Origin of the sequence: Bacillus cereus group sp. MG4 (assembly GCF_040460055.1) — a bacterium.
Lineage (GTDB): Bacteria > Bacillota > Bacilli > Bacillales > Bacillaceae_G > Bacillus_A > Bacillus_A wiedmannii.
On record NZ_JARVGZ010000005.1, the window covers coordinates 1 to 6579 of the forward strand.

Below are 6579 nucleotides of genomic sequence, written 5' to 3' on the forward strand. Positions count from 1 at the left end.
GCTGTCTATAACATGGTGTTACATGATGATGAAGCGAATCCACATCTTCATATCAACTATGTGCCACATTTTGCAAGTAGTCGGGGATTAACGAAGCGTGTTGGAATGGATAGAGCCTTGCAAGAACAAGGTGTGGAAGGAAAAGGAATGGAACTTATTGCGAATTGGAGACAGATAGAAACGGCTTATATAGAAACGTTGGCAAAAGAATACATACCAGATTTTGAACGGGCGAATATAGGGTCTCATAAGTACATGAAAGTGAGACAATACAAAGAATATGCAGAAACAAAGTCCGTTGTAGAAAAGCAAGTACAGGAAAAAGAAACCTATTTACAACAGGTAGACAAAGAAGTGAAACAGTCGGAGGGAAAAGTAGAAGAATTACAAACAGTACAAGGTCAGTTAGAACAGATTGTAAGAGAACAACAACAAGAACGGAAAGACTTACAAAAACAAGTAGGTGATACAAAAGAACAGATTATGAAATTAGAAGAAACGAAGGAACAGGTAGAAAAGGACATACAGGGGTTTCCTTTATTGGATATAAGAACATTGAAAGTAGAAACAGAAAAAGTCGGTTTGTTCAAAAACAAAGAAGTGAAAACAGGAAATTATATTTTAACGAAGAAAGATGTCCAGAAACTCTCAAATCGCATCAGGGGCGTTTCTAGCATCAAGGAAGGGTTAAGTGCCATAGAGGAGTCTAAAAGATTACTAGAGTCTCAAGAGGCGCGTTTAAACGAAAGGGAAGAATTGTTAAATCAAAAAGAGTTGGATATAAGTTATAAAGAATTAGAAGTGAATCAAAGAGAAAGGAATTTGATTGGGAAAGAAGCAACTATTGAGAATGGTCAAAAATGGTGGAAAGAAAATCAAGGATTACAAGAACAAGTGAATGTATTAAGGCGGGAGAATAGTCGTTTGAAACGAACGTTGAACAAAGTGAATGAAATGTATGAAGGATTGAAATTGAGTTTTACAAATGTGGCGAAAGCAGTTGGTATGATGAAATATGATAAGGAGGAATATGGGCAACCGCTTAACGAACGTGGAAATCGATTAGTAGATGCGATTGCGAATTATACAAGTTATTGGCTTTGGAAAATGGGGAATGAGGATTTAGCTAAAAAAGTGGATACAGAAATTGGATTAAGTGACGGAATTAGTCAATCTATAAAAGAACTAGAACCAAAAAAAGAACGTAGTAGAGGTTATGATAGAGAAATGTAAAAAAAAATAGGGAAAGAATAAACCGCTTTAGGATTGATTTTAAAGCGGTTTATTCTACTTCATTAATTGGAGTTTTATTGTTATTAAAATCTTGAAATCTAGCAAGTAAGTATTTTTCTTTTGTGTCTTTACCACGATGTATTAGACTTGGATGTATCATAATAGCTCCAGTTCTTCTCGTAATAATTTGAGCTTGTTCTAATGTTTTTAATGTTTCTACAACAGTTTTGATTGAGACTTGGCTTTTTTCTGATAATTCTCTTGTAGTGATAATTAATGTGTTTGTAGATTTATCCATATTCTCTAATATGTATTTTACTACTTGCATTTTTTTATTACCTAAACTGTCTATCAATTGAACTATTGCAGTTAAATACGTAATCATAAAGCCATTTCTTGGTGTTTTTTTTACAATATCATCAACTTCAAATATTTCACCTGTATCTAAATCTTGTAGCCTTCTTTTACCGTTATAAATTACATCATTCTCAGTTCTTTGTTTTGGCATTTTACCGAACCTTTCAAATTGATTTTAAAAAAAGTATAACAAATGTTGTAAAAAAAGTACAACATTTGTTGTAAAAAAAGTACAACCTTTGTTGTAAAAAAATACAACAAAGGTTGTAAAAAAATACAACAAAAAGTAAGCGCTTTCATAGCTATATATCAAGGCTTATTCTACTTTTAAACTACTACTTACTCTTTTCTATATAAATTAAGGGGCTTTCCACCATGCAATAGTCGAGTAGTATTTTTTGAGAACCCCACTCAAAAAATCTCCACTCTTTTTCTATTGCATAGTGAAATTCGGCAGATGTGAATATTTCGCCAAGCCGAACATACCAAAAACGAGAATTTTGGTATGTTCGGCTTGGACTAGCAATTGTATCTGCCGAACCGCCTAGATCTATCGTTTAATAATTTCACGTATGCTATATAAAGTTACGTTAAATTATTGGGGGCTAGCCCCCAAAACCCCCAGCCAGCACTCACTCCCAAAAACAAGGAAATTAGACAGATAAGGAGCCTAGTCTCTGGTTTCGCTTCCTATTGTTCTTTATTCTTTTACCAAAAAATAAAAGTCAGACATTGAATTATTTTTTAATATGGCATAAAACATTATTTAGATTATTAATAATCTATGTAGGGAATTTTAATGCTTTAATTTTCATAATTAACAAAAATATATAGAGAATTACTCTATAAAAGGAGATGTATAATTATGATATGGATAAAACATAATCCTAAATTTGAATATGAAACTGAACGTCCAAATATTAAAGGAGGACCTTGGGGAGGACACACTAATTTTGCATATGATTTAGTGCGTTTTTTAAAACCTCAAAAAATTGTGGAATTAGGAACATATTATGGAACGTCTTTTTTTAGTTTTTGTCAAGCTATTAAAGATGAAAAGTGTGAGACAGTATGTCATGCGATAGATACTTGGAAAGGAGATAAACATGGAGGTTTTTATGGAGAAGAAGTTTATACAACTGTAAATTATTTAACTCAAAAATATTATAAAAATATAGGGGATTTAATAAGATCTACTTTTGATGATACATTAAATAATTTTAAAGATAAGACAATAGATGTTTTACATATTGATGGATATCATACGTATGAAGCAGTATCTCATGATTATGAAACATGGTTACCTAAATTAAGTAATAATGGAGTTGTGTTATTTCATGATATAACTGTTTATCATGGAAATTTTGGAGTATATAAATTGTGGGCAGAATTAATTAGAGAAAATCCTGGTTTTTCTTTTGAACATTCAAATGGATTAGGAATATTGTTTCCTAAAGGTTGTAATGATCAAGTAAATTATTTACTTACATCCTTTAATGAGATTCAAAAACAATATTTACATTAAAAATATATTAAATACCTGTGATGCTAGTTAAAATAAATTCATTTTTTTTGGTCACTACAGGGTCTACAAATAAAGGGAATTCATCCAATAGGTCCCCAAAAACTCACTTTATATCATTCAAAAATATTTTGGGATCTACCATTTTTTCTATTTCAAATGAAAAAACGTATTGGTTTTCGTGTTTTTTGAGCACTAGAAAATCAACTAACACCACAAGTATTAAATATGTAAAAACCCACTCCTTCAGGAGTGGGTTTTCGAAGTTCTTCAATCGTTTACGCTTTTTCGAAAGCAACGTTATAAGAAAATTTTTTTGAAGGGGTTGGGTAAAACTTAAGGTTTGTTTTTGTGATAATTTCCCAATAATTCAAAAGCTATATTAGAATCAAATGCTGTGCAATACAGTATAGAAATATCGGTGTGGTACATATTAAATGTAATTTTAACTTTTAGTATTCTATCTACGAGATATTCAATGTTTGTTATAAAATTATTTTGATTATAATTATTAAAAAAAGTATTTAAATCTTTATAACTAGTTATGTTGTTATTTTCGGATAAAGTTAAATAGAGAGTCCCTTGTTTATATGTATTTGTAATGAGGTTTAATACTTGTTTAATTATTGAATCTGGAAATTTTGTATATTTGTATTTTTTAGTATGATATTTCATATATATCTCCCTAATTGTTATTTTAATATATATTTGAATAAATAATAACAATCTTTATAAGTTTTCGTTTGTAAATAAAAATTCTTGGAAATTAGTTTCATTTAATAATTTTTCTTTATTTATACGGTTGCCATTAATATCATAGATGTATTTATACATGTGTAAACTTTCTATCAAATTTTTATTTATTTTATTGTAGTTATATTCTAATTCGTTTTTACAAGTATATTGTTGAATAAGTGTTTTTCTAAGAAATGGAGGATGTAAAGAAAGATACAATGTGGGTTTTTTTATTTCTAAAAATTTTTTCATAGATGGAATTAATTTGTATTCACTGCCTTCAATATCTATTTTAATCAAATTTAAATTTTTAATATTATATGTAGTAATTAATTCATCTATAGTTATACAATTTACGACACAAGCATGATCTGAATTAGCTGGAATAAGACTAGAAGTAGAATCACCATATTCATTTCCTTTATATAAATTAGTAGTACCTGTTTGAGGAGATAACGCAGCTTGAATAAGGGTTATTTTTGGAGAAACTAAAGGATTTAAGTGTAAATTATTATTTAATTCTTGAAAAGCAATTGGATCAGGTTCGATAGCATATACATGTTTAGCTAAGTTTGCTGCATATAAAACTGTTGGCCCAACCCAAGCTCCGATATCAAGATAGTTAGAGTCTTTATTTAAAAATTTGTCTAAAATATTAAAAGTATATTCTTCCCATTTATTGTTATTTATTAAATTCCAAGCTTCAATACTGTTGGAACTAGCTATGATGTTAAATTTAGCGTTTCTTTTGACAATAGACATTATATTGTGAGTCATTTGTTATAACCTCCATTATGAATTATATTTAATATTTATTTTATATCTCCCAAGAAGACCATTGAGTATTATATAATTTTTTTTCTTCTTCTAAAATCGTATTATTTTTATACCAAGGTAAATGTTTACATGTAAAATTATCTGCAACTCTTACTGCATTATAAAAACCATTTGTGATGAGTTTTTTATTATAAACAGCAAAAGTTGTATCAATATCAGCTTTATAAATTTGTGGATTTTTATATTTTTGTAAAGGAGAAATCCAAAATTGTTTTTCCCATTCTCTAACTTTTATGTTACGCACTTTTAATAGCAATTCTTCATTAAAATTCGTATCATAAGAAATATCTAAAGCAAGACCTGCTTTAAATACAGAAAGATCAACCGTTAAATTCTTTAAACATTCCAAAAAATCATTCGGCATATGTTTATTAAAAGATAAATCAGGATCACTTACGGCAAAAAAATCAGGTAATAAATCCCATACTAAAGGGTTGGTGAAAAAACGTGGCCCATAATTGTTATCATTTTGAATTAAATTGTATTTATTGGATATTCGCTCGTAAAATTCAAGTAAAGGAGGATAAGTAGAATGGTTATCCCATATCCATATATTTTCATTCTTTATTTTTTTCTGTTCCAATTGTTTTAGCATATTATCTAAATAAGTAACATTATTGAAAGCGATTAATATTACAGGGATTTGTGAATTGTTTTTTAAATTATTTAAATTAGTAGTGCATTGAGCGTTTAAGCATTTAAACATAATAGTAAGACCTCCAAGGAATTAACAGTATGTTACTTACAATATATATACTTCTATTTGATTTATTATACCAAATAGAAGTATATATATTGTAAGAGGAATGAAGTGAATATTAAGGAATTACTATATTTATTATATCCAAACCTTGTTGTTGTGTTAAAACAGTTACGTTTTGATCTATTTTATGACAGTTCCAAGTTATACAAAATTAACAGCTTTAGGTGTTCAAATTAGACAACCAAAAGAGTTAATTTCAGATGGTTTAGGATTGAAAGAAGAAGATAAAAAGGTATTGAGAGAAATTTTAGAGAGAACACAGGGGAAAGGTTATATTGCGTATGACCGAGGATTTAATGAGCGATTGGAATAACTCGCAAAACGACTATTGGGAGAAGAAAGATAAATAAAGGGTAAGAGTCCATGGTAAGCGGACTGGAATGGTTCAGCGATTTGTGCTGACCCATGAAAGGAGCATTAAGGAATGGACTCGTGTAACAGATTTATCATCCTCTTGGCAGTTCCTCAAAACGATATGTTTTGGGGACGCCAACCGGCGAGGGAGCCCCTCAAGGATTGAGGGGTTGGGGAGTTCGATAAAGGGGGTCTGGGGAAAGTTTCCCCAGTGGGTTTGGGCAACGCCCAAGATCTTTTCTTTGGTCACGTAGTGACTCGGCAGTGCCGACAAGGGCCTCGCAGAGCCCTATGTATTTGATGCGATAGCGTCAATATACGTATAGGGTTACGTTAATTGACCCCACTTCGTCGCTTTGCTAGACTTTTGGTATCAATCATTCTAGGAAAGTGGGTGTAGGTGGTGTTGCGTTCTATCTCATTTAATCAATCTCACAAAAGTTCAATGAGTCATAATAATCGAGAAAATATGTATGGAAATCCTGGTATCGATCCATCCAGGTTAGACGAGAATATGTATTTTGTTCAAAAGGACATTCGGAGTGTGTACAAAGAGGTGTTTCAGAAAGCAGTAGATATATATAACAAGAAACAAAAACGGAATGACCGGAAGATTCAAAATTACTACGAAAAAATCAGTAAAAGTGAAAAAGTACATGAACAACGAGAACTGGTTGTAGCGATTGGAGAAGGCAAAGATGATCCAATGTGTAGGGAAGAAAAAAAAGAAGCGCTACAGCGGTATGCAGAAGCGTTTCAAGAACGGAATCCAAATTTA

The 6579-nt window shown here is 30.6% G+C and carries 7 protein-coding genes; 4 read left to right on the top strand and 3 right to left on the bottom strand.

Annotated features, from left to right (window positions below; genetic code table 11):
- Positions 1–1233 (top strand): mobilization protein (locus QCI41_RS30465; protein WP_353839262.1); only part of this gene is annotated, 1233 nt, incomplete at its 5' end.
- Positions 1234–1282: 49 nt separating this feature from the next.
- Here the strand turns inward: QCI41_RS30465 and QCI41_RS30470 are convergent.
- Complete coding sequence (locus tag QCI41_RS30470; RefSeq protein WP_353839113.1) at positions 1283–1741, bottom strand: replication/maintenance protein RepL; 459 nt, start codon at positions 1739–1741, stop codon at positions 1283–1285.
- Between the two features lie 714 nt (positions 1742–2455).
- On the opposite strand from QCI41_RS30470, the gene QCI41_RS30475 reads away from it, so the two are divergent.
- Entirely contained in the window at positions 2456–3115 is a 660-nt protein-coding gene (locus QCI41_RS30475; protein WP_353839114.1) for a class I SAM-dependent methyltransferase, read from the top strand.
- A gap of 726 nt (positions 3116–3841) precedes the next feature.
- Here the strand turns inward: QCI41_RS30475 and QCI41_RS30480 are convergent.
- Both QCI41_RS30480 and QCI41_RS30485 read right to left on the bottom strand, forming a co-directional pair.
- Positions 3842–4624 carry an FkbM family methyltransferase gene (locus tag QCI41_RS30480; protein WP_353839115.1) on the bottom strand — a complete coding sequence of 261 codons (783 nt, stop codon included), beginning with the start codon at positions 4622–4624 and terminating at the stop codon, positions 3842–3844.
- A 40-nt stretch (positions 4625–4664) separates the two neighbouring features.
- Positions 4665–5390 carry a glycosyltransferase family protein gene (locus tag QCI41_RS30485; RefSeq protein ID WP_353839116.1) on the bottom strand — a complete coding sequence of 242 codons (726 nt, stop codon included), beginning with the start codon at positions 5388–5390 and terminating at the stop codon, positions 4665–4667.
- Positions 5391–5574: 184 nt separating this feature from the next.
- On the opposite strand from QCI41_RS30485, the gene QCI41_RS30490 reads away from it, so the two are divergent.
- Together QCI41_RS30490 and QCI41_RS30495 are read left to right on the top strand one after the other, a co-directional pair.
- Positions 5575–5760: a hypothetical protein gene (locus tag QCI41_RS30490; protein WP_353839118.1), complete on the top strand. Its 186-nt coding sequence runs from the start codon at positions 5575–5577 to the stop codon at positions 5758–5760.
- 444 nt (positions 5761–6204) lie between these two features.
- Positions 6205–6579: plasmid recombination protein (locus QCI41_RS30495; RefSeq protein WP_483299556.1), on the top strand; the 375-nt coding region annotated here is incomplete at its 3' end.

Excerpts from the sequence above, each read along its gene's own strand:
- QCI41_RS30470 (WP_353839113.1), bottom strand. The coding sequence starts at position 1,741 with ATGCCAAAACAAAGAACTGAGAATGATGTAATTTATAACGGTAAAAGA.
- QCI41_RS30475 (WP_353839114.1), top strand. The coding sequence starts at position 2,456 with ATGATATGGATAAAACATAATCCTAAATTTGAATATGAAACTGAACGT.
- QCI41_RS30480 (WP_353839115.1), bottom strand. The coding sequence starts at position 4,624 with ATGACTCACAATATAATGTCTATTGTCAAAAGAAACGCTAAATTTAAC.
- QCI41_RS30485 (WP_353839116.1), bottom strand. The coding sequence starts at position 5,390 with ATGTTTAAATGCTTAAACGCTCAATGCACTACTAATTTAAATAATTTA.
- QCI41_RS30490 (WP_353839118.1), top strand. The coding sequence starts at position 5,575 with ATGACAGTTCCAAGTTATACAAAATTAACAGCTTTAGGTGTTCAAATT.